The sequence below is a fragment of the Streptomyces sp. SL06 genome, from assembly GCF_058244745.1.
Genome location: NZ_JBSYOT010000002.1, coordinates 2,923,287 through 2,948,305 on the forward strand (window position 1 = coordinate 2,923,287; position 25,019 = coordinate 2,948,305).

Below are 25,019 nucleotides of genomic sequence, written 5' to 3' on the forward strand. Positions count from 1 at the left end.
GTACTCGTCCTGTCTCGCGTCGGTGTCAGCCTCTGCACGCTCGGAACTTCCGAGAAGTCTGGTTGTAGCTTTGGGCACTGCCGTCAACCTCCTACCGGTTGGTGGCCACGCCCCCGGACGTTCGCCGCGTCGCGGGGGTCTGACCGTTCGGCACGTGGGTCGCGCCGTCTGAAAGCTTCAGCCGGACAGGACCCCTCCGGGAACCGCGAACGGGGAACCCCGCAAGCCCATTTGGGGAACCCCTCTGGAGCGCCAGGACTACCCTGGGACGAGATCACTTCCGTCCCGGCAAGGTGGTGGCGCTTATGGACGATCGCGAGACACGGCGCATCGGTTACTCGCTGACGATCCCCAACACGCTGCTACAGAGCGATGCCATGCGCGGAGCCTGCGCCACCCGCGATTTCCAGGAGATCTTCCGTCTCGTCAACAGACGTACGGGCTCCAGCTACGCAGTGATGGCTGCCGCAGTCGGCAAGATGACCAGTTCACGCGTGAGTGATGTAATCCGCGGCGTACGGAGAATTCGCGGACAGGAAGTGATCGAGCGCATCGCTGATGGCTTCGGCATCCCCGGCGAAATGCTTGGGTTACCCCAACGGCCGTGGGAGGGTTCCCCGGAAGAAGCCCGCCTGCCCCAACCGTCGACTTACCCTGACCCAAGTCGAGAGGCAGTGGAAGCGGCATATCTCGTACCGCAGAACGATGAAGAAACGCTTGGTGCTACTCATTCCGACGCGCTTCTGGTCTCGGTATGGATCGGGGGGAGGAAACAGATCGTGCCCATCAGCCGGCGAACCCTGATTACTGGCGCGATTGGTGCTGCTCTACAAGCAACAGACCTAGCGCGATTTCCGGAACTCGGTAACGAATCCCATCCAGCCTCTGCACCGTTACCGAAGCTCGACGTAACTCGCATCGAAGCAGCGATAGAGCATCTCCGGGACATGTGGCATTCCCTTGTCCGGGCGGACAATCTATTTGGTCCACGGCACGCTCTCACGTCAGTGCGCCAACAACTATCCATCCTCGAATCTCTTCTGGAATACGCCAGAGGTGCGCAGCGCTCCGAGTTGCTGAGACTCGCCGCCCAATATGCCGAGTCCGCTGCATGGCTGCATGAAGATTCGGCGGACATGCCGAACGCCATAAAATGGACCAGCCAAGCCATGGAATGGGCAACCGAGTCCGGCGACCAAGCTATGGTGACGTGGACGCTTTTCCGTAAGAGTCAGCAAGCCACCACGAAGAAAAACGCGCCACAGGCTATTAGCCTGGCTCAAGCTGCTCAACGAAATAGCTCCGCTCTTGCACCGCCTATGCGAGCTGCTGCCATACAGCAGGAAGCTCACGGCTACGCATTGGATGCAGACGAGGTTTCCTGCCATACCCGTCTGGATGACGCCCACGGCTTTGCAGCCTCGCCGGATACAAAAGGAGACGCCCGTTCCGGGCACGGAGACTTCTGTACTGCGAGTTACATTGAGATTCAGCGCGCTAGTTGCTGGCTAACCCTCGGGCGGCCCGATCTGGCCGTCCCGATTTTTGAAACTGCACTCGACAAGCTTCCCGACGCCTACCAGCGTGACAGAGGCCTCACACAAGCGCGCTTGGCGCTTGCGTACGCAGGAATACGAGAGTACGACTCGGCGGCAGCGCAAGCCGCCTCCGCACTGAGCATCGCGCGTAGTTCCGGTTCGTTGCGTACGATGCATGAGACGGTGTCCGCAGTTAACGCACTCGGGGAAGTCCATACATCACAGGCAGTGTCTCAACTCTTTGACGCCATTAGGGAAGAGGGGAATTTCTGAAGTGGCGAGTGTGCGCGAGATGGCGGCCATGCGTCGCGCAATCGCGATTTCGGCCCAGGGACTGGGGTCAACCAGCCCGAACCCGCCTGTTGGCTGTGTAATTCTCGACAGCGAGGGGCGGACGGTTGGTGAGGGCTATCACGTGCGTAAGGGCGAATCACATGCGGAGGTCAATGCACTTACCGCCGCCGGGAAACGGGCAGAGGGCGGAACGGCTGTCGTAACACTGGAGCCATGCAATCATTACGGACGCACACCGCCATGCCGCGAAGCCCTGCTCAATGCGAATGTAGCGAGAGTGCTCATTTCCGTAATGGACCCAACGTTCTCGGGGTGAAGGCGGGGCAGCGCTCCTACGGAGAGCCGGAGTAGAAGTTGAACAGGATTTCCTCACAGATGAGGCATTTCTTGTTCTGGGCCCTTGGAGAGCGTCCTTGAATGATGGCCGCCCATTCATTACGTGGATCTATGAAGCGGGCACAGATGGGAAGCCTGACCTTAATTCTGCACACGGTGTCGTCTTTGGGGAAGTGGATTCGCTCCGAGAATCGCACGATCTCGCAATTAGCCATGAAGGTGGTATCGAAGAAGGAGTTCCGGGGGGCCACGGCACCGACGCATTCCATCTCCCAAATAGAGCATTGAGCGGCCATGCCGATGAAATGGTGACCATGCTCGGCGGTACAGGAGCACGGTCTATTTTGCTATCCGGTGCAGTTGATGAATTTTCCCGGATCGCTTCAGCGGGAATGGTTGACCAGGTGATCTCCTACCTGCCGCGAACATCACCCTCTTGGTTGCCTGGGGAAGATGTTGGCAGAATTATTGCAATTCCGAATGGATATCGACTGACCGAGGTTACCCGAACAGCATCACATGTCCGCTTGGTAGGGCGCAGAATTTAGTTATGGCGACTCTGTGTAGCGGTGAGGGTCTCTCGCGTGCTACTCAAAGGCGACGGCGTGCACCACGCCATCCTCGGCATAGCCCGCCTCCACAACCTCACCCTGACCGGATGACACAGAAGCAGGCAGGTCAGCCAGAATGCCGTAGATCATTTACGGGACAACGCTTACCTCAAGAATCAGACTGCCCGGAGTCTCTACGAGCGCGCACGCCTCGTTGCTCCGCCATCGGTTGCGGTCTGAGAATAAAACAGGAATGCCCCCCCACCGCGCCGATCATCCATTATCGAACGCTGCACGCGGGGGCGGGTGTTGCTGTTAAATACTTCAATGAGCCATGCGGGTTTTCTGCCTCCCTGCCGATCTGGAGCGGGAGGGGAGGGGAGTACTCGCGCGCAGATTGGAGACGGCCCCCACGGCGCGGACGAATGCGGGCCGCTCGGGCAACAGGTGCGTGATGAGCAGCGAGGACGGGCGGGCAGCCGGCTCGGGGGCGAAGTCGGCAGCGACGCGCGACCAGTAGGTGTTGAGTCGGGCTCTGTCGGACGGTTCCAAGGGACTCCCCTTCCCTTCCGGGGTGTAGCCGGTCCGGGTGGCGACGCGTCAGGGCAGCCGCTACCCGGACCGGAGTCAATGGGTGGTGCCAGGGGTCGCGGGCGGGTTGGCGCTCTCGAACGGGCAACGGCCCTGGTGTCCCTCGCACAGCGGGCACGCCTGCCCCTCCGGGCTGATCACCCGACAGTCGGGGATCTGCCGGACACGGTACGGCGGGATGCGGTCCGTCCAGACGACCCAGACGGCCCCGCTGTGTGGCCCATCCAACTCGCGTACGAGAGCCCAGTGTTCTTCGTCGCCGGGGTGGTCGCCGGGGTGGTCTTCGAGGGCACAGGAAACTACCTCCTCCACCTCCTTGCCGGGCCAGACGACGACGGACAGGGCGAGTGCGGCCACGCGGGGCGGGATCGGGGTCTCGGCCCCGCAGACACGGACCGGAGCGCTTACGGCGGTCATTGAGCATCACCGAACAGTTCCGGGGTGGCGGCGACGTAGCGCAGCTCGGGCGCGTAGGCGTACGACCGGTGGTCGGGGTTCTCGGCGGCGTGGCGAAGCGCCCAGTCTTCGGCGGACGCCCCGTCTTCGGTGCGCTCGGACTCGGCTCCGCAAACGATTCCGTCTTCGTCCTCGCTGGTGCACCGGTACAGGTGCGTGACGGGGGCGGCGTCGGGCTCGCGGTCGGGCTTGACGGTCCAGGAGACGAAGCGGAACAGACTGCGGGTGCTCATGCGGCACGCACCGTCTCTTGTTCGGCGCGCTGCTGCTCGGCGGTCTCCCGTTCCGCCGGGGTCGGCTCGCGCACGGTCGCGGGCTCGGCCTCCCACTCACACCCGCCACGCACGGGGCGGAGCATGGAGCGGGGGCCGCCCCTTCCCATGAACACGCCGAGCTTGCCGTTCGCGTCCACCAGCAGCGTGCCCAACTCGGGCGGTTCAGCACGATCTTGGCTCACCGGGTAGCCCCCTTACGTAGCGCGATTCCGTACTACGCTAGGTAACTCAACAGCAGGCGGCCAAGCCGATTCTATGCGATTGCACGCCACTTACTGGATGGCTTCTCGGGCCCCATTGATCAGCGCTTTCGCCTTGGCTCCATAAACGGCCATATCAGCCATTCGCGAAAATGTCTCCGAATACGCTTCAATCTCACTGGGTTGCGTAAGGGTTAGATATCCTGAGACCAGTTCAACATTCACTTGCATGGAATCGTAAATCCAGAAATTCTCAACGGGCAGTTGCATACGCTGCCCTTGCATCGGAATTACTCCGATGCTCACGTTCGCCAACCCGATTACTGTTATGATGTGTGCGAGCTGTTCATCGTGCGCCTCCACGGAACTCAACGAGTTTCGCAGAACGGACTCTTCGACCAGAAAAGAGAAAGCCCGCCGCCCCTCGCGGATAACCCGCTGCCGCTCCATTCTCGCGGCTACCGCGTCCGCAACGTCGTCCAATGTGACCCGTTGCTTCTGAATCATCCGCAGCACATCTTCGGTATATTGATAAGTTTGCAGAAGTCCAGGAAATGCCCACGAGCTGTACGAACGGAACCTTTGGGTTCGCTCATACAGCGGAAGTCGCTCAGTTTGAGAGCGCCGAAGCCCGGCCCGCTCTAGTCGGCGCCAGGTACGCCACATGCCCTCTACGTCACGTAGAGAAGCAAGCAAGTCCGGTATCTGGTCCTCCGCTCCACAAGCGGCACACCAAAGGCGGATGTCATCTTCGCTCGGTCGAGTTTTCCCGGTTGCGATCCGAGATACTTTGGAAGGATGCCAGCCGCACAAAGCGGCCAGCCCTTTCCCTTCCAGCCCAGCGTCTTGCGCTAGTTCGCGAAGCCTGCCCGCAAGAATCTGGCGGGCTTGCTGAACGCTAGAGGATTCCGATTGAGACATGGCGAATTAGACCGGCGAGTATCCTTCGTGCGGGATCGCGCGTTCCCAGACAGACTCAAAGGACGCTGTGCACCAGTTCGCCAAATCGGGATCTTCGGTGTACTCGCGTTCCATCAGAACACCGTCACCGCTGAAATGATGAAAGAGGACGAGACTACTGTCAAACACCCAGAAGTCCACGGCGGGCACGGCAAGATTCTTGGTCTCTCGCCGAGGTAGCCACCGCACTTCTTCCCCAGCCAGGCAGTTGGTCAGCGTGTAGGCGTACTCCCACTGTACGTATTCGCTCAACGGCTCGGAGACAACGCGCGCCCTCCGTACTTTCACTCCGCGACTGACGGCCGACTGAACGGCTTCGTGCCAGCCCTCCCACCAAGTGTCCCGGTTTTCGCGCGTGAACTCCCTATTCCCGTTGCGCCATTCCAAGTAGTCCGGGTCGCTACTTGCGTAGTGGTCACGAACTTCAAGGTGAATGGCGGAGGTTGTGGCCTTTGCCAGTGGCTCACGGGCTGGGGGCTTCACGCGGCTATTCTCCATCCGGGCGCGGGATGTACTGAATCATGACTTTGGGAAGGCGGATGACGCTCTCATGGCTCGGCACGTCAGTGCCGTGCCCGGGAATCGAACCGATTTCCTGGCACGCCTTCACCTCTTCTTCCGTTGCGGTGTACGACTGGATCAGTAGATCCCCAGAGTCTTCGTCCAGCCAAATGGTGGGCGAGTCGTCCTTGCCGGTGTTCGGAATGATCCCAAGGAAACGCAAGCGCATGACTACCCCCTGTGTCGATCTGATTGCAGATGATTGCTCGATCGTTGCCCAGTGGGGGAAGGCCGTCAAGTGCGCCTGCCAGAACAGTAGTTGCTACTGACACGCGAAAAGCCCCCGTACCACCCGTCCTCGTGAGGGCAGGCAGTACAGGGGCTGTACGGGGTGTGGGTGTCGGTCGCCGGCTCATGCGCGCGGTGAGGCTTGCCGCGTAGGCCACGGCCAAGAGCCCGACCGCCAGGACGACGCGCCGCTACTCCCGAGGGGCGCCCCCGCGCAAAGGGCGGTAGCTGCGGCGCGATCTTTTTGCCTCCCTGCCGTGCAACCTCGGGAGGGGCAGGGGGCCACCCCCTGGTCAGAACGGCGGACGCTCGGCTTCGAGCTGCGAGCGACGTTCGGCAGCGAAGCCGCCCGGCTGATGCTTCGCGGTCTCCCGCGAGTGACACGACGTGCACAGCGGACGAAGCCGATGCCACGCATCCAGATCGGCGACGCCCCGAGCGAGCAGCGCGCGACGTGCTTCGGGGAAATGGTCGGCGACCGTCGCGGGCTTCGTGCACAAGACGCACCACGGGTGCGCGTAGAGGTAGCGACGCCGGACGTTCGGCCACGCTCAGCCGTAGGCACTCGTCCCCGGTGTCTCGCGTTGGGCGTTCGCCTCACGCTGGTGAGCGGCACAGCGGCCACCACGGGCGCCTGACTTCTCCACGCCGTCGAGTTGACGATCACGGGCACGAGCAGCGCGTCGGAGGACTGTTCGAGAGCGCCTGTCGCGCGCTCCAGGCCCGTCAGCGCCAGATCCGTCCTGCCCATGCGTACGGCGACATGCCCGGCGGGTTGCAGCGCCTTCGCCAGGGCTGCGCGTGTCGCCAGGAGACTTCGATATACGCAACGCCGTGGCCGAATAGCCGTCTTGACGGAAGGTCAGTCACGGCCACACCATCCAGGCACCCCCATCACTGTGGAGTCCCCTACCCCGGGACTCCCTAGGAATTCGGAGCCCCCCACATGAAGCTCCCCCTTTCCGGGCGTGCGCTGGCGGCCGGTGCCGTCGCTGTCGTCACCCTGGCGGCCGGTGGATCCGTGGCCGGCGCGGCGTCCGCCGCCGAGCGTCCCGTCGCCGGACCCGCGGTCCTCGCCGCGCCCGACATATCGATAGCCAACGTCAAGGCACGCCTGACACGCTTGCAGTCGATCGCCACGGCGAACGGCGGCAACCGTGCCCACGGCCGCCCCGGCTACCAGGCGTCGATCGACTACGTGAAGGCCGAACTGGACGCGGCCGGGTTCACCACCACGGTCCAGCAGTTCACCGCCTCCGGCAGCACCGGCTACAACCTCATCGCCGACTGGCCCGGCGGCGACACGAATCAGGTTGTCATGGCCGGGTCACATCTGGACAGTGTCACCTCCGGTCCCGGCATCAACGACAACGGCTCCGGCTCAGCAGCCGTCCTGGAGACCGCACTCGCCGTGGCCCACTCCGGCTACCAGCCCACCAAGCACCTGCGGTTCGCCTGGTGGGGAGCGGAGGAGCTGGGGCTGCTCGGCTCCCGCCACTACGTCAACAACCTCGCCGCCGCCGACCGGGCGGAGATCAGCGGCTATCTGAACTTCGACATGATCGGCTCGCCCAACCCCGGGTACTTCGTCTACGACGACGACCCGACGATCGAGAAGACGTTCAAGGACTACTTCGCCGGACTCGGCATCTCCACCGAGATCGAGACCGAGGGCGACGGCCGCTCCGACCACGCGCCCTTCAAGAACGCGGGCATCCCCGTCGGCGGTCTCTTCAGCGGCGCGGACTACCGCAAAACGTTCCGCGCAGGCGGCCAAGTGGGGCGGCACCGTGGGCCAGCCGTTCGACCCCTGCTACCACTCGTCCTGCGACACGACCGCCAACATCGACGACACCGCCCTGGACCGCAACAGCGACGCCATCGCGTACGCGCTGTGGGAGCTGTCGCAGTAGGCCGCCGCCGGTGAGCCGGCCTGCCGTCAGCCGGTCCGGACGCGTTCGGCGAGGCGGCCCATGCGGGTGCGGGCGGACTCCAGTTGCTCGGCGTCCTCGGCGGCCGGCCCGTCCTCGGCGGCGAGTTCGTCCCACAGGCCGACCAGGTCGCGCCCCAGCTCCAGGCCCCGTGCGGGATCGCGTACGGCCCGCCAGGCGGTGGCTGCGCTCTGGACGTTGCCGTACGCGGCCTCGCCGTCGCCCGCTCGGCGGTGGATCCGCGCCAGGTCCAGGGAGAGGTGGAGGGCGCGGTCCGGGTCGCCCGACAAGTAGGCGATGTACGCGGTGAGTTCGCGGAGCCGGAGTACCTCCGGGTGCTCCGGCCCCAGCGTGCGCGAGGCCTCCGCCACGGTCTGCTCCGCCAACTGTGCCGCCGCCTGCGTACGTCCCTCCTTGACGGCCTCGTTGATCCTCGCCGTCGGTGCCGCGAGGAGCGCGGGAGCGGTGGCGTCACCCGGTGCGGTGATCGGCGCGTCCCCGAGCACCGCCTCGGCCACGGCGTCGAAGCCGCGGGCGGGGGTGGGCTTGGCCTCGGCCTCGACGACCAGACTCGACTTGGGGGTGGTGGAGCGCTTGGGTGCGACGCCGGTGCCGGGCTCGGGGCGGGTTCCGGGCATGGGCCTGGCCGCCTGCTCGGGTCCGGTGAAGGGCTCGGGTCCGCTGAAAGGCTCAGGTCCGGTGAAAGGCTCGGGCCGGACAGCAGCCTCGGGCCAGACGGCAGGCTCGGGGGCGTGAGCCGGGGCGGGGCCGTGGGCCGAGCTTGGACCGTAGGCCGGGGCAGGGCCGTAGGCCGGACGCGGGCCATAGGCCGGGGCAGAGCCGTGGGTCGGGCTTGAGCCGACTGTCGGCTGAGGTCCCGGAACCCGCCCCGGGCCCGGAGCCGAGGTCAGGGCCGAGTCCGGACCCGAGCCCGGAGCCCGGCCCGAGCCCGGAGCCGAGTCGGAAACCGGGACAGGGCCACGCGTCGGGTCGCACGCAGGACCCGGCACAGACCCAGCGCCCGCCACAGGACCCCGCACAGCCCCAGGGCCCCCAAACCCCGGCACTCCCCCCCGACCCCCCTCGGCGTCCAGCGCCAGCTGCGGGTCAGGCCCGGAGGGGCCGTCCATCCGAGGGGGTGGGCCGAATGCTCCCGTCGGTGGCGTCACCGTGCCGGGGCTCGCGGTCGGTTCCGGCAGGGCGCGCAGCGTGAAGGTCGGTGCCGAGTCGTCCGCCCGGCGTGGCGCGGGGGCGCTGTCCCTCGGTGGCTCCACCGGGCGCAGGACGTGCGTGGCCCGGTCCCGTCGTACCGCCTCCCGGTCGGGAGCCGTCGGTACCGGGTCCGCGGCGAGGTGGCTGGAGCCGTCCGGGTCGACCCGGAGCGGGACGGAGTAGCCGATGCGCTCGTCGTGGATCGTGGCGAGGACAGGACGGCCGGCGGCGAGGGCGAGGCGGTGCAGGCGGTTGAGGACGGCGTTCTGGACCTCCTCGCCGGGGGCGGCGACGACCAGCGAACCGTCGACCGAAGCGCTGCGCGCGCCGGAGTCGTCGCCCGGCACGCGGACGTCGACCGGCGTCGCCGCGGGATCGGGCGAGCGCCCGGCGTGCTCGTGGTCCCGCTGCTTGTCGCGGCCGAGTCGAGACATCGTTCCCCCACTCATCGGCGGCTTCCGTCGGTGGTCCGCATCCCCGTACCGTCCAGAGCCTGTCGTGCCTGTCGTGCACCTACCTTCGAGTCTCTCCGCTCGCTCGCGATTCTCACGTCACCGGGGTGTCACAGGCTCGTTCCAGGAGATCCCGCGCGGAGTGGACGCGCGGGGGTGCGTGACACGGCAGGGGAGCGGGCAGGCGAACAGGCATGCGACAGGGACCGGAGATCTGGATCCGCGGACCGGTGGCCGTGCCGGAGCCGCCCGCCCCCTCCCCCTCCCCCACCCGCGCACGGCGGCGCCGCATCGGCGGCGGATGCTCACCCCGCTGTTGAAGGCGGGCCCCGGGTTCAGTGCAGCAGCGAGATCTTGCCGCGGGCATGCCCCGTCTCGCTGAGCGTGTGGGCGGCCACGATCTCGGCAAGGGGGAACGTCCCCGCGAGAGGTATCCGCAACCGCCCCTGTGCGGCCAGCTCGACGGCGATCGGCAGACCGTACATCGCGGGCGGGTCGCCGGAGCCCAGTGTCGTGCCCGCCGAGGCGATCGACAGGTGCACACCGTGGGCGGCGGCATCGAGGTCGGCAACGGTCACCACGCGTGCCGGGTCGCCGGCGATGGCCACCAGGTCGGGCAGCGCGCCGCCCGCGCAGTCGAACACCGCGTTCACACCGGACGGCGCGAGGCCACGGACCCGCTCCACCAGTCCCGGCCCGTAGGTGGTCGGTTTCGCGCCGAGGGAGCGCAGGAAGTCGTGGTTGTGCTCGCTCGCGGTGCCTATCACCGTGGCGCCGCGCTCGACCGCGATCTGGACGGCGACAGTCCCGGTTCCGCCGGCTGCCCCCTGCACCAGCACCGTGTCCTCGCGGGTCACCGCGAGCCGGTCGAGGACGCGAAACGACGTCTCGACGGCGCCCGTCGCGCCTGCTGCCTCCTCCCACGTCCAGGTGGCTGGTCTGGGCGTCCACACGGCCAGGACCGCGTAGTCGGCGTTGGCGCCGCGTTCGCTGCTCGTCGCGCCGAACACCTCGTCCCCGATGCCGACGTCACTGACGCCCTCACCGACCTCGTCCACCACCCCCGCGGCCTCGTAGCCGGTGCGGACCGGCAAGACTGCCGGCAGCACCTCCCGCATCGCCCCTGACCGCTGTCTGACCTCTCCGGGTGACACGCTGGACGCCCGCACGGCAATGCGGATCTGTCCCCGGCCCGCGTGGGGTGGCGGTACGTCGACGATCGAAAGGACGCTGGGCGGGCCGTACTCGGCGTACTGGACTGCTCTCATGGCTTCGAACCTAGGCAAGCGCTCTGCCCGTACGACGAAAGTGAGAGAAGAGGTGGTCGAAGTGCTTCACTTGCGCGCGGACGCCGACGACAACCGCAGGCGCATCCTGGCGGCGGCCCGGCTGTCCTTCGTGGCCGAGGGGCCTGCCGTACCGGTGCGCGAGGTCGCCCGCCGTGCCCGGGTGAGCACCGCCACCGTCTACCGGCGCTTCCCGACCAGGCAGGCGCTGCTCCTCGCGGCCTTCGCCGAGGACATAGCCGTGTGCTCGACGGCCGTCAGGGACGGTCTCGCGGCGAGGGACCCGTGGCAGGGACTGTCCCGGGCGGTCGAGAGGCTCGTGACCGCGTACGGCGGTGATCCACGGGTCCAGCCCATCCTGGTGCGGCTCTCCCGTGAACCGGAGTTCGCGGCCGAGCACGAACGGACAGTGCGCGGAATGCTTGAGCTGATCCGACGCGCCAAAGACAGCGGCGCACTGCGCGCGGAGATCGTCCTGGAGGACATCGTTCTCGCCATGCAGGCGGCCCACGGGGTCCGGGCAGGCTCTCCTGCGGCACAGGCAGCGGCCACTCGCCGACTCGCCGGGCTGATCATCCAGTCGTTCCACGCGACCGCCGACGCGGCTCCCCTGCCACCCGCGGTCCGGCTTCCCACTCGTTCCTGACAGGCCGGACGGAAGGCCGGGCTCGGGCCACGCCATGGCACCGCACGCCGTGACGCCCTACGCCGTGATGTCCTTGGTCGTGAACCGCGCCCAGGCCGCCGAGCCGAAGACCGCCGCGTAGAGGGCCTGGAGGCCGAGGTTCTTCGTCAGGTCGTCCCAGTAGACCGGCTCGCGCATCACGTCGGCGAAGGACAGCCAGTAGTGCGAGAAGAAGTACGGCTGGAGCGCGTGCAGCTGCGGGATCTGGTCGAGGATCTGGATGGTGATCAGCAGCCCGACCGTCGTCGCCATCGCCGCGACGCCGCTGCCCGTCAGGGTCGAGACGAACAGGCCGAGGGCGGCGACGCCGACCAGTGAGGCGGCGACGACCAGGGCCATCAGCAGCGCCCGCCCCAGGCCCTCGGCGTAGCTGATCCGGGTGCCGGAGATGGTGGTCAGGTCGCCGAGCGGGAACAGCAGCGCCCCGACCGCGAGCGCCGAGACCGCGACCACCAGGGTGGCGGCGAGGCAGAACGCGATGACCGTCACGTACTTGGTGAGCAGCAGCCGGGTACGGCCGGCCGGCGCGACCAGGAGGTAGCGGAGCGTGCCCGCACTCGACTCGCCCGCGACGGCGTCGCCCGCGACGACCCCGACGGCCATCGGCAGGAAGAAGGGGAGGGTCGCGGCGAGCGCGGTGAAGACCAGGAACAGACCGTTGTTGCTGACCTGCGAGATGAACGCCGGTCCTCCGCCCCCGTCCCCGAGCGACGAGCCGTCACCCGTCTCGATCTTCACGGCGACGCCCACCAGGACCGGCACGGCGGCCAGCACGCCCAGCAGGGCGAGGGTGCGCCAGCGCCGGAAGGTGGTCAGCAGTTCGTTGCGCAGGAGCCCGAGGGACCACAGCGGACTCGGCGCCCGCGCCGCGGCCCCCGGTGCCTCCGCCTCAGCCCGCGACATCGAACCCCTCCCCCGTCAGCGCCACGAACGCGTCCTCCAGCGAGGCCCGTTCCAGAGCGAAGCCGCGGACCCGGACGCCGGCCGCGACCAGTGCGGCGTTCACCTCGGCGAGGTCGCGCTCCGGTGGCTCCGCGCCCACCCGGTCCCCGGCGACGACCACGTCCCCGGCCCCCTGCTCCTTCAGCACCCGGGCGGCCTCCCCCGTGTCCGGCGTGGTCACCACCAGCCGGCCGCGCGCCCCGGCCGCCAGGTCGGCGACCGCGCCCTGGGTGAGCAGCCGGCCCCGCGCCATCACGGCGACGTGCGTGCACACCTGCTCGATCTCGTCCAGCAGGTGGGAGGAGAGGAAGACGGTGGTGCCGTCGGAGGCGAGTTCGCGTACCAGGGCGCGGATCTCTCGCATGCCCTGGGGGTCGAGTCCGTTGGTCGGCTCGTCCAGGACCAGCAGGCGGCGCGGCCTGAGCAGCGCGGCGGCGAGGCCGAGCCGCTGCTTCATGCCGAGCGAGTACGCCTTCGCCTTCTTGCCGGCCGCCGCCGCGAGGCCGACCCGGTCCAGCGCCGCCGCGACGCGCTCGCGCCGGGTGCGCGGGTCGGCGGTCGGGTCGGCGGCGTCCTGGCGCAGCAGGTTGTCGCGGCCGGAGAGGAAGCCGTACAGGGCCGGGCCCTCGATGAGGGCGCCGACCCGGGGCAGTACGGTGCGGGCCGCGCGCGGCATGGGCCGGCCGAGGACGCAGGCGGTGCCCGAGGTCGGTTCGATCAGGCCCATCAGCATGCGGATGGTGGTGGTCTTGCCGGAGCCGTTGGGGCCGAGGAAGCCGAAGACGCTGCCCGCCGGGACGGTCAGGTCCAGACCGTCGACGGCGAGCTGTCCGCCGCGGTAGCGCTTGGTGAGCGCCCGGGTGGCGATGACGGCGTCGCCGTCATCGCCACCCGGGCGCTCCCGGTCCGTGCGCTCCGGCTCCGTGACGGACGGCTCGGCCATCGGCTCCCTCTCTTCGTGCTCCGCGTCCCGCGCGCCTACTTCGCGGCGTCGGCCGCCTTCACCAGGGCGTCCTTGGTGACCGCGCCGGCGTAGACCTTGCCGTCGTCCGTGATCAGGGCGTTGACCAGGCGGGTCTTGAAGACCGTGCCCGAGCCGAAGTCGCCCTTGACCTGGTCGCCGAAGGAGCCGAGGAAGCCGCCGAGGTCACCGAGGTCGCCGCCCGCGGACGAGGTGGGCGGGCCGCCCTCGGCGCCGGTGTCGAAGGTGGCGATCGAGTTCCAGCCCTCGCCGACGACCTTGAGTCCGTCCAACTCCCCGGCGAGGTCGCCCTCGGCCTCGGCCTCGCGCCCGTGCTCCGGGGCCTTGGCCGCCCCGGCGTCCTCGGTGACCTTCGCGCCCTTGGGCGGGGTGAAGTCGAAGGTCGACGCGTCCGGCCTGGCGAAGCTGACGCGGGTGAAGCCCGCGTCCACGACGGCGGCGCCGCCGCCGGCCGGGGTCAGCGTGAACTTCAGCGGCGTGCCGGTCTCGGCGTCCACGGCCACGGTGATCGAGCCGACCGTGGATCCGGCCTGCCTGGGCTTGACGACCAGCTTGTACGCGTCCCGGCCGGCGACCTGCGCGGTGCCGTCCACGGTCACGGACGTGGTGTCGTCGACCGCTTCGAGCGCCTGGGCGGCGAGGTCCTTCGGGGTGGCCGGCAGGTCCTTCCCCGGCCGCTCGGCGCTGTCGGAGACGGTGGAGTGGTAGACCTCGTTGGACCCGCTGTCGTAGCCCCAGAACGTCCTTGCCGTTGTGGATCAGGCTGTACTCGGCGGCGTTCTCCAGCAGCGAGAGCTTCTGCCGGTCGGGGCCGTCGGCCGCGACGCGCAGGGTGTGGGTGCCGGACACCAGCTCGGTGAGCCTGGCCGACGGGTCGGCGGCGGAGCCGTCCTCGTCCCCGCCCGAGCCCGGTCCGCCGGACATCCCGGAGAGCAGGCCGCTCTCCAGGCCGCCGAGGTTCGGCAGGCCCAGGTCCGTGCTGATGCGGACCGTGCCGGACAGCTGCTGGACGTCCGACTCGGCGATCTTCTGGATGAGTTGCTCCGCAGTGACCTTCGGCAGGTCGGGATCGCCGGAGTCGGCGAGCGCGGGGACGAGCCCGATCGTCGCGGCCGCCACTCCCATCACCGCGACCGGGACGACGTACCGCGCGGCCCTGCTCCGTCCGGTCCGCGGGTCCTCGTCCCGCACGGCGGTCGTGTTGTCGTCGGAATCGATCGGTGCCATGTGTGCCTTACCTCCGTCGTCGGCGGCGGCTGTCTCGCGACTTCGCACTCGTCCACCCGTGAGCCGCCATTCTCACCCGAATCGGTGAGGACTGGTGTTTTCCCCTGGTGTCCATCTGACCAAATCGGCCGTGCGGAAGCGTCAGACCCCGGGCTCAACTCCGCGTACTCCTGCGGGATGACACAGAGCGGCGGCGGCTCCCCCGGCCCGTAGGGGTCGGGTACGCCGTCCGGCACCGGGGCGCGCTCAGCCGGCCCGGTGCACCACGGCGTCGCACAGTTCCACCAGGGCGTTCTTCGACTCGCACTCCTTGAGCGGGGCCAGCGCCGCCCGAGCGTCCCTGGCGTACCGGACGGTGTCCCGCCGCGCCTGCTCCAGCGCGGGGTGGGCGCGCAGCAGGCGCAGCGCCTGTGCGAGCCGCGCGTCGTCGCTCAGGTCGGAGTCGAGCAGCTCGCACAGGGCGATGTCCTCGGCGAGCCCCAGCCGGTCCGCCCGCTCGCGCAGCCGCAGCACCGGCAGGGTGGGGATGCCCTCGCGCAGGTCGGTGCCGGGTGTCTTGCCCGACTCGTGGGAGTCGGAGGCGATGTCCAGTACGTCGTCCGCGAGCTGGAAGGCGACGCCGAGCCGCTCGCCGTACTGGGTCAGCACGCTCACGACCGTCTCGTCGGCGCCGGACATCATCGCGCCGAACCGGCAGGCGACCGCCACCAGCGAGCCCGTCTTGCCGCCCAGCACGTCCAGGTAGTGGTCGACCGGGTCCCGCCCGTCCTGGGGTCCCGCCGTCTCCAGGATCTGGCCGGTGACCAGCCGCTCGAACGCGAGGGCCTGCACGCGGACCGCCTCGGGCCCGAGGTCGGCGAGGATCTGCGAGGCGCGGGCGAACAGGAAGTCGCCGGTGAGGACCGCGACCGAGTTGTCCCAGCGGGTGTTCGCGCTGGCCACTCCGCGCCGCACGGCGGCCTCGTCCATCACGTCGTCGTGGTACAGCGTGGCGAGGTGGGTCAGCTCCACGACCACGGCCGCGGGCACGACCCCGGGGGCGTAGGGGTCGCCGAACTGGGACGCGAGCATCACCAGCAGCGGACGGAACCGTTTGCCGCCGGCGCGCACCAGGTGCTGGGCGGCCTCCGTGATGAAGGGCACCTCGCTTTTGGTTGCCTCAAGCAACCCTTCCTCGACAGCAACCAATCCGGCCTGGACATCGGCTTCCAGAGCCTGGTCCCGCACGCTCAGCCCGAACGGCCCGACGACGGTCACGAGGGGTCTCCTGTCTGCTGGTGTCCACTGGCGATTACCTGGTATGTCGATAGGTCGCTGCCACCACTCAAGTCAGCGTATCCGGTCACGTTTCGATCACCGCTAGCGCCCGCCGTTACAGGCCGGTCGGTATCGGATCATGAGCGGTATGCCTTTGATCAGGTGATATGAGCAGATATTGGCCGATATTTTCGAGGGCCCGCGAGCCGGGGCGCGCGCGGGCCGGACGTCACCACCGAAGATCCCATCACTCCCCCCAGCGGCCCGCACTCCGAGAACGTCACCCATCGGCGTCCGCACCCACCCTCCCGCTTCCGAACGCATGCCCGCACAACGGAACGGGATGCCGGGCGAAGCATTCCCGGGCCGGGGGCGGTTGGCTCACACTTAGACCTAATGCCCGATTTGCCATGCTTGTTGGGCCCCGTGAGTTGGCTCACTCCGTTCCGCCCGCGGGCAACCCCGCCGCAACCTGTGCCCCGCCTTTGCCCCGCAAGCGAGTTGAGCCTTGGCACCCGCAAAGGATCAAGTGCCCCAAACAGTCCAAACCAAGGTCAACATGGGTGTCGGGTGATTCCCGCACTTGTTCCGGACATGTGCTCTCGCATACGTTCCCGGCCTGTCGGGCGGACGCCGAATCCTGCCACCGCCCGAACGCACTGTCATCCATCCAACAAACTCGCAGGCAGGAGCGGGGGACCCAGGTAAGTCGCCGCGCCGGTCACCACCGGAGCGGCTCGGGGTGAAGCCGTGCCCGTCAGGGCCCGGCCGGGCACCTCCCCGCCCGAACCCGACAGCTCACCTCGCAGGCGTAAGGAGAGGGATTCCGCATGTCTGCCAACGGTCACAACCGTCCCGCCCGGACCGCTCGCATCGCCCGCAGGCTCGCCGTGGCCGGCACCGGTGCCGCGGTGCTCGCCCTGCCGCTCATCGGCGCCACCGGCGCGTCCGCGGCCACCCCGGCCGCCGCCACCCCCGCCGCGGCCACGGTGGCGACGACGTACCCGAACACCCTCGACGGCTGGATCCGCGAGTCGCTCGACATCATGGCCCAGCACGGCATCCCCGGGTCGTACGAGGGCATTCACCGCAACATCATGCGGGAGTCGTCCGGCAACCCGCTCGCCATCAACAACTGGGACATCAACGCCGTCAACGGCACCCCGTCCAAGGGCCTGCTCCAGGTGATCGACCCGACCTTCCAGGCGTACCACGTGGAGGGCACCTCCTGGGACCCCTACGACCCGGTCGCCAACATCACCGCGGCCTGCAACTACGCGGCCGACCGCTACGGCTCGATGGACAACGTCTTCAGCGCGTACTGAGCCGTACCCGCGCACCGGCCGCACGTGAGACCGCGGCCTGCCTAGGAAGTACCGAAGATCCGATCGAGGACGACGGCCACGCCGTCGTCCTCGTTCGTCGTGGTGACCTCGTCGGCCACCGCCTTGAGTTCGGGGTGGGCGCCGGCCATGGCGACGCCGTGCGCCGCCCAGTCGAACATGGGGATGTCGTTGGGCATGTCCCCGAAGGCGATGGTGCGCCGCCGGCTCAGCCCGAGGTGCTCGGCGGCCAGCGCCAGGCCGGTCGCCTTGGTGATGCCGCAGGGCTGGAGTTCCACCGTCCCGGGACCCGACATCGTGACCGTCGCAAGGGAGCCGACCACCGCGCGCGCGGTCACCGCCAACTCGTCGTCGGTCAGGTCGGGGTGGCGCAGCAGCACCTTGCTGATCGGCGTGCGCCACAACTCCTCGCGCCGCTCGACCCGCACCGCGGGCAGCGTCGGGTGGGGCATCAGGTACTCCGGCTCGATGAGCGTCAGGCCGTCGACGCCGTCCTGGTCGACCGCGGCGTGCACCTGGCCCACCTCGGCCTCGATCTTGCCGAGCGCGGTCTCGGCCAGTTCCCGGTCCAGGGTGACCGACCACAGCATCCGGTGCGCGCCGGCGTCGTACACCTGCGCGCCCTGTCCGCACACCGCGAGCCCCGTGCAGCCGAGGGCGTCGAGCAGGGGACGCACCCGCGGCGCCGGCCGCCCCGTCACCACCAGATGCCGCGCACCGGCCCCGGCCGCCCGCGCCAGCGCGGCCAGCGACCGGTCGGAGACGGTGTCGTCGCCGCGGAGCAGCGTGCCGTCGAGATCGGTGGCGACGAGTGAATATGCGGTGCGGTCCATGATCAGAGAATACGGACACCGCACCTGTCCGACTCACCCGCGACCGCTTCCGAGCGAGGACGCGGCGAGTTGGTTCGAGTGCGCTCAAGGACGTACGAACATGTCCGAAACCTGGCACATCATCGGCTAAACCCGGTTGAGGGCCTGTGCACCGGTTGGCGACAACACGCTCCGCCACCTACCGGCCGGGCGGCCCCCGGAGGTACCTTCCTGTTGTCCATGGGGGGACTTGATCGGGGGGTCGGGTTGAACAGCGGACGTGTGCGTGTGCTCAGGCCGCAGGAGCTGGGCGAGGGGGAGCGGGAGCACTGGCGCGAGCTGCGCGCCAAGTCGACGGCGCCGCGCAACCCGTTCATGGAACCGGAGTTCACCGACGCCGTGGGCCGGGTACGGCCGCGGGCACGGGTGGCGGTGGTGTACGAGGGCGGCGAGGCGGCCGGCTTCCTGCCGCACGAGCACGGACTACTGGGCCGCGGCCGGGCGATCGGGCTCGGGGTGTCGGACTGCCAGGGCGCCGTGCTGTGCCCCGGCCTCGCCCCCGACACCCGCGAACTGCTGCGGGCCTGCTCCCTGTCGAGCTTCGCCTTCGACAACCTGGAGGCCGAGCAGAGCCTGTTCGCGCCGCACGCCGCCGAGGAGCACGCCACCTACGTCATCGACGTGGCCAACGGGTACGAGGCGTACGAGAGCGTACTGCGCGCCCAGTCCCCCAAGTTCCTGAAGACCACCCTCGCCAAGGAGCGCAGGCTCGGCCGCCGGGCCGGGGAGGTCCGCTTCGTGTTCGACGAGCGCGATCCGGCCGCGCTGCGCACGCTCATGGCGTGGAAGTCGGCGCAGTACCGCAGGACGGGACGCCGGGACCGGTTCGCACAGGAGTGGATCACCCGGCTGGTCGGGCGGCTCGCCGAGACCCGGGCGCCGCAGTGCGCGGGCACGCTGTCCGTGCTCTACGCCGCCGGCCGGCCGGTGGCCGCCCACTTCGGGCTGCGCTCGGCGACCGTGCTGGCCTGCTGGTTCCCGGCGTACGACCCGGACTTCGCCAAGTACTCGCCGGGTCTGGTCCTGCATCTGCGCATGGCCGAGGCAGCGGCCGCCGAGGGCATCGGCATGCTGGACATGGGGCGGGGCCCGGCGGAGTACAAGGACTCCCTGAAGACCGGTGAACTGCCCGTGTACGAGGGCGCGGCGACCCGTCCGGGGGCGGGCGCCGCGCTGCACTGGCTCGGCCGCGAACCGGCCCGCCGCGCGCACGCCTTCGTGCGCGAGCGGCCCCGGCTGGCGTCGCTGGCGGTACGGACGCTGCGGGGCGCGGCCCGGCTGCGCCGGTCATGACGGAGGGCAACCACGAGGGGGTGGGCGCATGGCGGGTGCGGGGCGTGCGCGGCAGCGGACACGGCGGGAGACGGCGGCGTTCCTGAGCATCGGGCCGGTGCAGGTCGCCGAGCTGGATCTCGACGGCACGGGTGGGGGCGAGGGGCCGGAGGGCGCGGTACTGAGGCCGGGGCCGGGCAGTGGGCCCGTGACCTGCGGCGCGGTCTTCCTCCTGGTCAGACGGGAGGGCCGGCCCGTCGGGAGCGTGCTAGGGCAGGTGCCCGAGGGGGCGGACCCCGCTCGGGTCCTGGCCGGACTCGCCCGGGAGACGGCCCGCGGGGCGCCGCCCGGGTCGGTGCCGCCCGCGCCGCCGTCGGCCGGTGTCGTGGTCGCCACCCGGGAGCGCGCGGGCCGCCTCGCCCGTGCGCTGGACTCGCTGCTCGCGCAGGACCACCCGGACTTCGAGATCGTCGTCGTCGACAACGCGCCCGTGACCGGCGAGACCCGGCAGCTGGTCGAGCGGAAGTACGGCGAGCGGGTGCGGTACGTGTGCGAACCGGTGCCGGGACTGGCCGCCGCGCACAACCGGGGCCTCGCGCTCGTGCGGGGCGAGGTGGCCGCCTTCACCGACGACGACGTGGTCGCCGACCCGCGCTGGCTCACCGAGCTGACCGCGCCCTTCGCCGCCGACCCGCGCCTGGGCTGTGCCACGGGGCTGATCCTGCCCGCGCGGCTGCGCACCCCCGCCCAAGTCCTCCTCGAGAGCCACGGCGGCTTCGCGAAGGGGTTCACGCCACGGACGTACGACCCGGAGCACCCGCCCGCCGACGAGCCGCTCTTCCCGTTCACCGCGGGCCGGTTCGGCTCCGGCGCCAACATGGCCTTCCGTACGGCGGTGCTGCGGGCGGTCGGCGGCTTCGACCCGGCGACCGGCGCGGGCACGCGCGCGCGGGGCGGCGACGACCTCTACGGCTTCGTCCGCGTCCTGGCCGAGGGACACCGGCTGCGCTACACCCCCTCGGCGCTGGTCTGGCACCACCACCGGGAGACCTGGCGGGACCTGGAGACCCAGGCGTACGGCTACGGCGCGGGCCTCACCGCGTACCTCACCGCGATCCTGGTGAACCGGCCCGCGCTGCTGCCGGCCTTCCTCGCCCGGCTGCCCGGCGGGCTGGCCCACGCACGGGCCCTGACCGCCGCACGGGAGAGCGGCGGCGGCGGCGCGCCGGGCGCCCACGACGAGCGGACCCATCCCTGGCCGCGGCGCCTGTCCCGGTTGCAGCGCCGGGGCATGCTGTACGGCCCCGTCGGCTATCTGCGCGCCCGCCGCGCCCTGCGCACGGTCGGGCTCGATCCACGATGAGCCCGGCGCCCATACCCGTCCTCCTCTATCACGCGGTGATGGACGATCCGCCCGCGTGGATCGCCGAGTTCACCGTCGCCCCCAAGGCCTTCGCCGCCCATCTGGACGCGATCGCCGACAGCGGCCGTACACCGGTCACGATCAGCGTGCTCGCCGACCACCTGGCCGGACGGGCACCGCTGCCGCCCCGGCCGGTGCTGCTCACCTTCGACGACGGCTTCGCCGACCTGCCCGGACCCACGGCCGAGGCGCTGGCCGGGCGCGCGCTGCCCGCCACCGCCTATCTCACCACCGGCGCCATCGCCCCGGGCGGCCGCAGTCTGCTGCCGCCCGCCCCGATGATGACCCTCGACGCGGCGGCCGGGCTGGAGCGTTGCGGCGTGGAGATCGGCAGCCACACCGTCACCCACGCCCAGCTCGACACCCTGTCCGCCAAGGACCTGGCGCGGGAACTGCGCATGTCCAAGGCGGTCCTTGAGGACGCCCTCGGGCATCCCGTGCGTCATCTCGCCTACCCGCACGGCTACAACAGCGCGAAGGTGCGGGCGCTGTCGGCCCGCGCCGGGTACGAGACGGCGACCGCCGTGCGGCACGCGCTCAGCTCGGACCGCGACGAGCGGTACCGCATCGCCCGGCTCATCGTGCGGCGGAGCCACACGGTCGCCGACGTCGAGGCGTGGCTGGCGGGCGGGGGCGCCCGGACCGCCCCCTACCGCGACGGTCCCAGGACGGTGGCGTGGCGGTGGTACCGGCGGGGCCGGGCCCTGGTCCGGGGGCCCGAGTTCGCGGGGTGAGGCCCCCGGTCAGTCAAGCGGCTGGTTGAGGAGGGGGTCGGCGACGGCCTTGCGCAGGGCCGCCCACGCCCGGTCGTCTGCCACGGACAGGTCGCAGTGCGGGCCCGGATCGCGGTGGTTCCACTGGAGGGCCGCCTTGACGCCGTCCAGGTCCTTGAGCACCCGGGGCACCTGCGCGTACCACTGCGCCTGCCGGTCCGGCCGCTCCGGATCGGACGCGCTGCCGAACTCCGAGAGCATCAGGGGCTTGTCGGCCGACAGGTGGGCGCGGATCCAGTCGTGGGTGGCGTGCTGCGTCCGGGCGAAGCTGCGCCAGTCCGTCTTGTGGCACAGGTAGTAGTTGTACTGGTTGTAGCCGATCCAGTCGACGTAGTCGTCCCCCGGATACATCTGCTCGAACAGGTCGGCGTGGTTCAGGTAGCCGGTGATGATCCAGGTCCACACGACGTTGTCCACGCCCAGCTCCCGGAACCGGTCGTGGATGTGCCGGTAGGCCCGGACGTAGTCGGCCGGGGTGCCGTTGTCCGGCGTGCGGGTGTCCATCTCCAGGTCGAAGGAGAGGAACACCTTCTTCCCCGTGCGCTCCCCGTACTCCCTGACGCGCCGTGCCTGGACGTCGATCACGGAGGCGTCCAGGTCGCCGTCGGCGATCTGCCTCCAGGTGGGCTGCTGCCGCTGTGTGCCGCCCCACCACTTGCTCTCCCAGGACAGCAGCAGCATGCGGTCCTCGCCGACGCGCTGCTCCTGCTCGGTGAGCAGCCGGCCCTCCTGGCGGGTCCGCGTGACCGCGGACATGTCGTGGTACGTGTACACGATGTCGAGCCTGCGGCCGGCCTTCTCCTCGTAGGCGTGCACCTTCTCGGCCAGGTCGGACCTGTCGTGCGGCACGAAGGCGCCGAACCAGGCTCCGCAGGGCGGTTCGAGGAGCGCGGTCGGGCGGCACCTCGCGTCGTCGGCCGAGCCGGCCGGGCCGGAGGCGTCGCGCAGGGCGAGCACCGCGACCAGGACCGCGCAGACGGCCGCCACGGTCGTGATCAGCAGACGGCGTCGGCCCCGGGCCACGAGGGCCCTGGGTCCGCGGCGGGCGGGACGGGCGAACCTCACAGAGCGGAACCCTTCCGTGTCCTCGGCGCCGCCCCGGACTCCCCGGGCGGCGGGGCGGCACGCAGGCGCGGGCAGAACGCGGCGAGCGTGGTCAGCAGGGTGAGCGTCAGCAGGACGCGCTCCCCGCTGAAGGCGTGCGCGGCTATCAGTACCGTGGCGACGAGCATCGCGCCGCTCACGCTCAACAGAACGGCCAGCATCAGCCGTTCGAGCAGGTCGGAGTGGCGTTCGAAGGCCGCGTCCGCGCGCTCGACGGGGCCCTCGGCACGGCGGGCCCGCAGCGCCGGGCCGCAGATCCCGACCAGGGCAGCACCCGGGCCGACGGTCAGGAAGGCGACGACCGCCGCGCCGCGCGGCGGTGAGCCGTCGGGCAGGGCGAGCGCGGCGAGCGCCAGCCAGCCGCCGAACGGGGGCAGCATACGGATCACGAGGTCCTGCGGTGTCATGGCTCGCGCCCCTCCTCAGCTCGCCGGTTCCAGGACGTAGAGCACGCCCGCGTCGTTCTCCGCGACCAGCCGGAATCTCGGGGACGCGGCCACGGACTCCCGCAGGCGCTCCAACTGGGCCTCGTCCAACTGGCCGTTCATCTCCGAGTTGGCCATCTGGCCCTGGGTGAGCAGGAAGTAGGCGCGGGCCGGTTCCGCCACGGCGGCCATGTCGCGGGCGAGGACGGTGGCCGGGTCGCGCACGATCTCGTCGACGTGCCGCCGGTCGTCGTCGAGGAACCAGTAGTGGTCGACCCGCCAGTACTGCTCGTAGGCGAGCGGGTAGTTCCGGTTGGCGGCGACGACCAGGGAGTTGTCGGGTGCCTGGTCGAAGAGCCCCTGGACCAGGGCCACTTCGCTGGGCGGGAAGTAGCTGACGCGGTCCTTGCCCGAGTAGCTCGGCACGAACGCGAGGGTCGCGGCGAGCAGCACGAGCGGCGCCGCCCACCCGCCGTACCGCGGCGAGGGGGCGGGCGTGACCGGTGGCCGTCCGCCCGCCCCCCGCGCGGCGCCGGCCGGGGTGCGGACCCTGGGCAGCAGCGCGGCGGCGGCGAAGAAGGCCGCGCCCGGCAGCATGAACATCAGTACCCGGAAGATCATCTCGCTGCCGTAGCTGCTCGCCACGAACATCGGCAGCGGGGCCGCCGCGACCACCAGCAGCGGCAGCGCACGGTGCCGCAGCACCCGCCGGCGCAGCACTCCGGCCAGCGCGAGCAGCAGGACCGATCCCGACAGCAGGCGGGCAGCCCAGGAGGTCACCACCGCCCCGGTGCCGGTGGGGGTGGTCCCGTACCCGGTCTCGACGTTGGCGCCGATGTCGCCGACGGAGCGGATCATGTCCGGCATGGCGGCGGACAGGAAGGGCAGCGCGGCGGTGAGGCACCAGGCCAGGAAGATCACGACCGTCGTGGCCGCCGGTACCCAGTCCCGGTGACGGCGGGTGAGGGCCAGGGCGACGAGCGTGACGACGAGCATGCCGGGTGTCAGCTGGTGCGAGACGACGACGGCGACGACCAGCACGCTGAGCAGCACGGTCCACACCGCGGGCCGCTGCCCGACGCCGCGCCCGCCGGAGCGGCCGTAGCGGCGCAGTACCACCGCGATCACGCCCAGGTGCAGGAGGAAGGCGACGGACTGCGGGGAGAAGTAGTCCTGGCCCACCCAGTTGGCGACGCAGAACAGCCACACCGCGGTCCAGATCAGCCGCCGGTCCTGGGTGAAGGTCCGGTAGATCAGCAGCAGCGGGAGCAGCAGCAGGACGCCGGAGACCAGTGGCCACCAGGCCATGTACATCGCGGCGCTGTCCACGCCCAGCAGCCGCACCAGCGCGGCCTGCGCGGCGAAGAAGCCGGGCCACTGGTCGTAGACGGCCATGTCACCGAGCCGGTCCGCGCTCTGCAGGCCGCCGGACGTGAGCAGGTGGTCGACGACCGCGTCGTGCTTCCACGCCCACGCGTACAGCGGGGTGGGATAGAGGACGGCCTGGGTGGCCCGCTCCATCACCAGCAGGCCCAGGACGTACGCGAGCGACCAGCCGTTGCCTCGGCGCGGGTCGCGGGCCGTGTACCAGAAGCCTCCGGTGAGCAGCACGAGCCCGGCCCAGAAGGTGGGGTGCAGCGCGCTGACGAGGCCGAAGTCGTCCAGCCCCGACACGTCGGTGTGCCGTACCGCGTAGACCCACAGGGCGAGTGCGGCGAGCAGGGGGACGGCCGGCCGGGCGGCGGCGACGCGGACGGGCCGGAAGAAGGGGTCGAGGTCGGACAGATCCGTCACGGGCGGCCCGGGTACGGAGCGGAAGGGCCCCCGCGTGGCAGGCGGGCGG

21 protein-coding genes, 3 pseudogenes and 1 riboswitch are annotated in these 25,019 nt (G+C 69.9%); of the genes and pseudogenes, 8 read left to right on the forward strand and 16 right to left on the reverse strand.

What is annotated here, in order from left to right:
* Window positions 1-305: 305 nt before the first annotated feature.
* Both AC4IHM_RS13265 and AC4IHM_RS13270 read left to right on the forward strand, forming a co-directional pair.
* Window positions 306-1,811: an NsdA family TPR-like regulatory protein gene (locus AC4IHM_RS13265; RefSeq protein ID WP_490867251.1), complete on the forward strand. Its 1,506-nt coding sequence runs from the start codon at window positions 306-308 to the stop codon at window positions 1,809-1,811.
* A gap of 28 nt (window positions 1,812-1,839) precedes the next feature.
* Window positions 1,840-2,148 carry a bifunctional diaminohydroxyphosphoribosylaminopyrimidine deaminase/5-amino-6-(5-phosphoribosylamino)uracil reductase RibD gene (locus AC4IHM_RS13270; RefSeq protein WP_490870824.1) on the forward strand — a complete coding sequence of 103 codons (309 nt, stop codon included), beginning with the start codon at window positions 1,840-1,842 and terminating at the stop codon, window positions 2,146-2,148.
* A gap of 1,575 nt (window positions 2,149-3,723) precedes the next feature.
* Here AC4IHM_RS13270 and AC4IHM_RS13275 read toward each other — a convergent pair.
* The 6 genes and pseudogenes from AC4IHM_RS13275 to AC4IHM_RS13300 all read right to left on the reverse strand — a co-directional run.
* Window positions 3,724-3,999: a DUF7848 domain-containing protein gene (locus tag AC4IHM_RS13275; protein ID WP_490867252.1), complete on the reverse strand. Its 276-nt coding sequence runs from the start codon at window positions 3,997-3,999 to the stop codon at window positions 3,724-3,726.
* The gene (locus AC4IHM_RS13280) at window positions 3,996-4,223 is read right to left on the reverse strand and encodes a hypothetical protein (RefSeq protein ID WP_490867253.1); all 228 of its coding nucleotides are present in this window, start codon (window positions 4,221-4,223) and stop codon (window positions 3,996-3,998) included. The genes AC4IHM_RS13275 and AC4IHM_RS13280 overlap by 4 nt, the downstream gene beginning before the upstream one ends.
* 90 nt (window positions 4,224-4,313) lie before the next feature.
* Complete coding sequence (locus tag AC4IHM_RS13285; protein ID WP_490867254.1) at window positions 4,314-5,162, reverse strand: helix-turn-helix domain-containing protein; 849 nt, start codon at window positions 5,160-5,162, stop codon at window positions 4,314-4,316.
* Between the two features lie 6 nt (window positions 5,163-5,168).
* Entirely contained in the window at window positions 5,169-5,684 is a 516-nt protein-coding gene (locus tag AC4IHM_RS13290; protein WP_490867255.1) for a DUF6879 family protein, read from the reverse strand.
* A 4-nt stretch (window positions 5,685-5,688) separates the two neighbouring features.
* The gene (locus AC4IHM_RS13295) at window positions 5,689-5,931 is read right to left on the reverse strand and encodes a hypothetical protein (protein ID WP_423421194.1); all 243 of its coding nucleotides are present in this window, start codon (window positions 5,929-5,931) and stop codon (window positions 5,689-5,691) included.
* Between the two features lie 693 nt (window positions 5,932-6,624).
* Window positions 6,625-6,789: pseudogene (locus AC4IHM_RS13300) on the reverse strand (transcriptional regulator); the annotation flags it as partial.
* Between the two features lie 147 nt (window positions 6,790-6,936).
* Between AC4IHM_RS13300 and AC4IHM_RS13305 the strand changes: the two are divergent.
* Window positions 6,937-7,903 (forward strand): annotated as a pseudogene (locus AC4IHM_RS13305) (M28 family metallopeptidase).
* Window positions 7,904-7,929: 26 nt separating this feature from the next.
* On the opposite strand, the gene AC4IHM_RS13310 reads toward AC4IHM_RS13305, so the two are convergent.
* Window positions 7,930-8,559, reverse strand: coding sequence for a hypothetical protein (locus AC4IHM_RS13310; protein ID WP_490867256.1), 630 nt, complete (start codon window positions 8,557-8,559; stop codon window positions 7,930-7,932).
* 1,361 nt (window positions 8,560-9,920) lie between these two features.
* Window positions 9,921-10,853 carry an NADP-dependent oxidoreductase gene (locus AC4IHM_RS13315; RefSeq protein ID WP_490867257.1) on the reverse strand — a complete coding sequence of 311 codons (933 nt, stop codon included), beginning with the start codon at window positions 10,851-10,853 and terminating at the stop codon, window positions 9,921-9,923.
* Between the two features lie 61 nt (window positions 10,854-10,914).
* Between AC4IHM_RS13315 and AC4IHM_RS13320 the strand changes: the two genes are divergently transcribed.
* Window positions 10,915-11,517 (forward strand): TetR/AcrR family transcriptional regulator, encoded by a 603-nt coding sequence (locus tag AC4IHM_RS13320; protein ID WP_490867258.1) that lies wholly within the window; start codon window positions 10,915-10,917, stop codon window positions 11,515-11,517.
* Window positions 11,518-11,574: 57 nt separating this feature from the next.
* Here the strand turns inward: AC4IHM_RS13320 and AC4IHM_RS13325 are convergent, their stop codons facing one another.
* The 4 genes and pseudogenes from AC4IHM_RS13325 to AC4IHM_RS13340 form a co-directional block, all read right to left on the reverse strand.
* Entirely contained in the window at window positions 11,575-12,459 is an 885-nt protein-coding gene (locus tag AC4IHM_RS13325; RefSeq protein WP_490867259.1) for an ABC transporter permease, read from the reverse strand.
* Window positions 12,446-13,441 (reverse strand): ABC transporter ATP-binding protein, encoded by a 996-nt coding sequence (locus AC4IHM_RS13330; RefSeq protein ID WP_490867260.1) that lies wholly within the window; start codon window positions 13,439-13,441, stop codon window positions 12,446-12,448. Before AC4IHM_RS13330 ends, AC4IHM_RS13325 begins: the two co-directional genes overlap by 14 nt.
* 35 nt (window positions 13,442-13,476) lie before the next feature.
* Window positions 13,477-14,707: pseudogene (locus tag AC4IHM_RS13335) on the reverse strand (LolA family protein).
* A 246-nt stretch (window positions 14,708-14,953) separates the two neighbouring features.
* The gene (locus AC4IHM_RS13340; RefSeq protein WP_490867261.1) at window positions 14,954-15,964 is read right to left on the reverse strand and encodes a polyprenyl synthetase family protein; all 1,011 of its coding nucleotides are present in this window, start codon (window positions 15,962-15,964) and stop codon (window positions 14,954-14,956) included.
* 660 nt (window positions 15,965-16,624) lie between these two features.
* Window positions 16,625-16,790, forward strand: a riboswitch (cyclic di-AMP (ydaO/yuaA leader).
* A 4-nt stretch (window positions 16,791-16,794) separates the two neighbouring features.
* Between AC4IHM_RS13340 and AC4IHM_RS13345 the strand changes: the two genes are divergently transcribed.
* Window positions 16,795-17,289 carry a transglycosylase SLT domain-containing protein gene (locus AC4IHM_RS13345; RefSeq protein ID WP_490867262.1) on the forward strand — a complete coding sequence of 165 codons (495 nt, stop codon included), beginning with the start codon at window positions 16,795-16,797 and terminating at the stop codon, window positions 17,287-17,289.
* Between the two features lie 41 nt (window positions 17,290-17,330).
* On the opposite strand, the gene AC4IHM_RS13350 is transcribed toward AC4IHM_RS13345, so the two are convergent.
* Window positions 17,331-18,140, reverse strand: a complete 810-nt coding sequence (locus AC4IHM_RS13350) for an HAD family hydrolase (protein ID WP_490867263.1) — start codon at window positions 18,138-18,140, stop codon at window positions 17,331-17,333.
* Window positions 18,141-18,359: 219 nt separating this feature from the next.
* Here AC4IHM_RS13350 and AC4IHM_RS13355 point away from each other — a divergent pair, with 219 nt between their 5' ends.
* From AC4IHM_RS13355 to AC4IHM_RS13365, 3 genes are read left to right on the forward strand one after another with little or no spacing between them, the layout of a single operon-like run.
* Window positions 18,360-19,472: a GNAT family N-acetyltransferase gene (locus AC4IHM_RS13355; protein ID WP_490867264.1), complete on the forward strand. Its 1,113-nt coding sequence runs from the start codon at window positions 18,360-18,362 to the stop codon at window positions 19,470-19,472.
* Window positions 19,473-19,500: 28 nt separating this feature from the next.
* Window positions 19,501-20,814, forward strand: a complete 1,314-nt coding sequence (locus tag AC4IHM_RS13360; protein WP_490867265.1) for a glycosyltransferase family 2 protein — start codon at window positions 19,501-19,503, stop codon at window positions 20,812-20,814.
* A 38-nt stretch (window positions 20,815-20,852) separates the two neighbouring features.
* Window positions 20,853-21,608, forward strand: a complete 756-nt coding sequence (locus AC4IHM_RS13365) for a polysaccharide deacetylase family protein (protein ID WP_490867266.1) — start codon at window positions 20,853-20,855, stop codon at window positions 21,606-21,608.
* 9 nt (window positions 21,609-21,617) lie between these two features.
* Here the strand turns inward: AC4IHM_RS13365 and AC4IHM_RS13370 are convergent, their stop codons facing one another.
* Genes AC4IHM_RS13370 through AC4IHM_RS13380 form a run of 3 tightly spaced genes read right to left on the reverse strand, consistent with a single transcriptional unit; the run spans window position 21,618 to window position 24,970 of the window.
* Window positions 21,618-22,712: a glycosyl hydrolase gene (locus AC4IHM_RS13370; RefSeq protein ID WP_490867267.1), complete on the reverse strand. Its 1,095-nt coding sequence runs from the start codon at window positions 22,710-22,712 to the stop codon at window positions 21,618-21,620.
* Entirely contained in the window at window positions 22,709-23,158 is a 450-nt protein-coding gene (locus AC4IHM_RS13375) for a hypothetical protein (protein ID WP_490867268.1), read from the reverse strand. Before AC4IHM_RS13375 ends, AC4IHM_RS13370 begins: the two co-directional genes overlap by 4 nt.
* A 15-nt stretch (window positions 23,159-23,173) precedes the next feature.
* Window positions 23,174-24,970: a glycosyltransferase gene (locus AC4IHM_RS13380; protein WP_490870825.1), complete on the reverse strand. Its 1,797-nt coding sequence runs from the start codon at window positions 24,968-24,970 to the stop codon at window positions 23,174-23,176.
* Window positions 24,971-25,019 lie beyond the last annotated feature (49 nt).

Bases quoted from the DNA above. Each gene is read 5' to 3' on its own strand.
- AC4IHM_RS13265 (WP_490867251.1), top strand. From the start codon at position 306: ATGGACGATCGCGAGACACGGCGCATCGGTTACTCGCTGACGATCCCC.
- AC4IHM_RS13270 (WP_490870824.1), top strand. From the start codon at position 1,840: ATGCGTCGCGCAATCGCGATTTCGGCCCAGGGACTGGGGTCAACCAGC.
- AC4IHM_RS13275 (WP_490867252.1), bottom strand. From the start codon at position 3,999: ATGAGCACCCGCAGTCTGTTCCGCTTCGTCTCCTGGACCGTCAAGCCC.
- AC4IHM_RS13285 (WP_490867254.1), bottom strand. From the start codon at position 5,162: ATGTCTCAATCGGAATCCTCTAGCGTTCAGCAAGCCCGCCAGATTCTT.
- AC4IHM_RS13295 (WP_423421194.1), bottom strand. From the start codon at position 5,931: ATGCGCTTGCGTTTCCTTGGGATCATTCCGAACACCGGCAAGGACGAC.
- AC4IHM_RS13310 (WP_490867256.1), bottom strand. From the start codon at position 8,559: ATGCCCGGAACCCGCCCCGAGCCCGGCACCGGCGTCGCACCCAAGCGC.
- AC4IHM_RS13315 (WP_490867257.1), bottom strand. From the start codon at position 10,853: ATGAGAGCAGTCCAGTACGCCGAGTACGGCCCGCCCAGCGTCCTTTCG.
- AC4IHM_RS13325 (WP_490867259.1), bottom strand. From the start codon at position 12,459: ATGTCGCGGGCTGAGGCGGAGGCACCGGGGGCCGCGGCGCGGGCGCCG.
- AC4IHM_RS13330 (WP_490867260.1), bottom strand. From the start codon at position 13,441: ATGGCCGAGCCGTCCGTCACGGAGCCGGAGCGCACGGACCGGGAGCGC.
- AC4IHM_RS13345 (WP_490867262.1), top strand. From the start codon at position 16,795: ATGTCTGCCAACGGTCACAACCGTCCCGCCCGGACCGCTCGCATCGCC.
- AC4IHM_RS13350 (WP_490867263.1), bottom strand. From the start codon at position 18,140: ATGGACCGCACCGCATATTCACTCGTCGCCACCGATCTCGACGGCACG.
- AC4IHM_RS13355 (WP_490867264.1), top strand. From the start codon at position 18,360: ATGGGGGGACTTGATCGGGGGGTCGGGTTGAACAGCGGACGTGTGCGT.
- AC4IHM_RS13360 (WP_490867265.1), top strand. From the start codon at position 19,501: ATGGCGGGTGCGGGGCGTGCGCGGCAGCGGACACGGCGGGAGACGGCG.
- AC4IHM_RS13365 (WP_490867266.1), top strand. From the start codon at position 20,853: ATGGACGATCCGCCCGCGTGGATCGCCGAGTTCACCGTCGCCCCCAAG.
- AC4IHM_RS13375 (WP_490867268.1), bottom strand. From the start codon at position 23,158: ATGACACCGCAGGACCTCGTGATCCGTATGCTGCCCCCGTTCGGCGGC.